This window comes from Bradyrhizobium erythrophlei, assembly GCF_042430365.1.
Taxonomy (GTDB): domain Bacteria; phylum Pseudomonadota; class Alphaproteobacteria; order Rhizobiales; family Xanthobacteraceae; genus Bradyrhizobium; species Bradyrhizobium erythrophlei.
Genome location: NZ_JBHMET010000245.1, coordinates 1 through 2,181, shown reverse-complemented (window position 1 = coordinate 2,181; position 2,181 = coordinate 1). Strand labels below are relative to the sequence as shown.

The 2,181-nt window shown below is 59.7% G+C and carries 3 protein-coding genes and 1 pseudogene; 2 read left to right on the top strand and 2 right to left on the bottom strand.

What is annotated here, in order from left to right; all coding sequences use genetic code 11:
• Positions 1 to 183: 183 nt before the first annotated feature.
• Positions 184 to 486, top strand: a pseudogene (locus tag ACFFWD_RS36925) (phage integrase N-terminal SAM-like domain-containing protein); the annotation flags it as partial.
• Positions 487 to 601: 115 nt separating this feature from the next.
• Positions 602 to 898 carry a LexA family protein gene (locus tag ACFFWD_RS36920; RefSeq protein WP_376968381.1) on the top strand — a complete coding sequence of 99 codons (297 nt, stop codon included), beginning with the start codon at positions 602 to 604 and terminating at the stop codon, positions 896 to 898.
• An 84-nt stretch (positions 899 to 982) separates the two neighbouring features.
• Here ACFFWD_RS36920 and ACFFWD_RS36915 read toward each other — a convergent pair whose 3' ends face one another.
• Both ACFFWD_RS36915 and ACFFWD_RS36910 read right to left on the bottom strand, forming a co-directional pair.
• The gene (locus ACFFWD_RS36915; protein WP_376974101.1) at positions 983 to 1,243 is read right to left on the bottom strand and encodes a hypothetical protein; all 261 of its coding nucleotides are present in this window, start codon (positions 1,241 to 1,243) and stop codon (positions 983 to 985) included.
• Positions 1,244 to 1,658: 415 nt separating this feature from the next.
• Positions 1,659 to 1,877, bottom strand: a complete 219-nt coding sequence (locus tag ACFFWD_RS36910) for a PRC-barrel domain containing protein (RefSeq protein ID WP_376974099.1) — start codon at positions 1,875 to 1,877, stop codon at positions 1,659 to 1,661.
• Positions 1,878 to 2,181 lie beyond the last annotated feature (304 nt).

Genomic DNA, 2,181 nt, shown 5'->3' with positions numbered 1-2,181 from the left:
CACAGCAATGCTTCAATTTCTGGGTTTTTCAGCAGACTGCTAGAGCATTTTCCGACCTGGCGGAATCGAAAGGGATTGAACGAAGCCGCTGGCGCGGCAATTGAGGAGGGATCGCAAGATCAGGCTCCTGTCTGAGAGGATTGCGGGTTTTCGAAGCCCAACCCTTCAGACAGGAGTTTTCCAATGGCTGAGATCAGCCCTCTTCGCCGCCGCATGATCGAGGACATGACGGTCCGCAATCTGTCGCCAGCGACGCAATGATCCTACCTTGCCGCGGTATCGAAGTTGAGCCGGTATTTCGGTCGGTCCCCCGATTGTCTCGAGCTGGAGGATATCCGCGCCTTCCAGGTCCACTTGGTGGCGATCGGGATATCCTGGCCGGCGCTCAATCAGATCGTCTGTGCGCTGCGGTTTTTCTACGGTGTGACGCTCGGCCATGACGCCATTCCGGAGCGCATCAGCTATGCGCGGCAGCCGAGCAAGCTTGCCCCCGCTCAGAAGCGCTGTGAGTTCGGCGCGCTCGGTTTAGCCGAGTTCGACCCGATAGCGTACATTCATCCGTGCCTCCTCCTGTCGAGGCACGGACGAACAGCTGAATCGGATGGCCAAGGTGAGTCATTCTGCAAAAGCCTTCACGCCCAAGCAGGGCCAGTATCTGGCCTTCATCGACGCCTACACGCGCGTGCATCGCCGGCCACCTGCCGAATGGGAGATGCAACGGCACTTCGGGGTGTCCCCGCCTTCCGTCCACCAGATGGTGTTGACCCTCGAACGCGCGGGCCTCATCAGGCGCCAGCCCGGCTCGCCGCGCAGCATCGAAGTGCTGGTCCCTCCGGAGCAGCTACCCGTCTTGGAAATCCCAAACCAATCGGTCAAAACCTCTGTGTCGAGGTACTAGGCGATCCCGCGCGGTGGTGAGAGTTATCAAAGCACTGATCCAAGGGCATTAGCCCTCCGCTGCGCTCGCCGCGCGCCGCGTAGTTCACCGACGTTTGCGCGGGCTCGTTTTGGGCCGGTCCTCGCCAAGGTGGTCCCGCACCTGCGCGAACATCTCCTTGATGTCGGAGAGGCGGAGGCGCGGTTCTCGCTGGCTTCGATAGTCGTTCAGGACGTGAAGCTGGCGCGCCGCGATCTCATCACGCTTGAGAGGATCGGTCTCGGCGAAATAGGCCCACATGTCGACCATGAAGCGTTGTGCCACGGAGGGCGGCAAATCGATGGGTTTGCGGCTGATCGGCGACATGCGCCCGAGTCCGCCGTGGCGGTCGTTAGCTGTCCAAGGAAATTAAGGGGTAGTGAGCGTCCTTGGGCTCGTCCGGCCAGGAAATCCTTGAAGCTTCTACGGACGCCTAGGAATCAGCCCGGTTCGGGGTCATAGTCTGGGGATGGCAATCAGCGTCCTATTCTCATGCCCCAACTGCGGTTTGGTCTACCGGGCCACGCAAGAGCTACTCGATGTCGGTGGCGGGAAATCAGGACGGTTCAATTGCGTGGTATGCCGAACGGCGATCCATTCGTGGGATGGCGCTTACAACTACCCAGCATGGACGCTGCTCGACATTCGCGCCTTTAAGGTATGAAGCCGCGACAGGCCCATAACCAAAGGCGCTGCAGACGAAGCGCGGCTCGAGGTCAGATAGCCTCATGTCGTCAGGCGATCAGCTCTCGATATGCTTCACCGTCGAGATTGGCCATCTGCCCTCGTGTCCTCTGATCGAGATGCGAAGCCCGTGCTCATCGTCGAGGAAGACGTCATCGATCGTGCCGGCCGTGCCGTCGGTCAAGACGACAGTCCTCCCGACCAGATCCTGCTCGGCAGCATGCAATTCGCGGAGGATGTTCATTCCTCGCTTGTCGCCGTTGCTCGAAGCGCTCATGAGCGTCGCGCTCACCCATTTGGGGTGGCAATTCTAGCACGCAAATGTACCTGTTTTGGGTGCTTTGAAGCCCAGCGGTTATCCCCACCTTTCAAGGTTCCGCCGCGATGAAATCTTGCCTGATCGCAAGTTCTGCACGCAGATTACCTCGACGGGATCGGTGTGCTTCGTGGGACAGGACGACCGTCTACTTGGTGCATTGGCAATAGTTTGTCGGTGTTTGCTCAGAGCCCTGGCTCCCGTGGTGGTGGTTGCATTTTGAACGCAAAGTGTGTGCGCCAGCGTTAGCTCGCTCGGCGCTCAG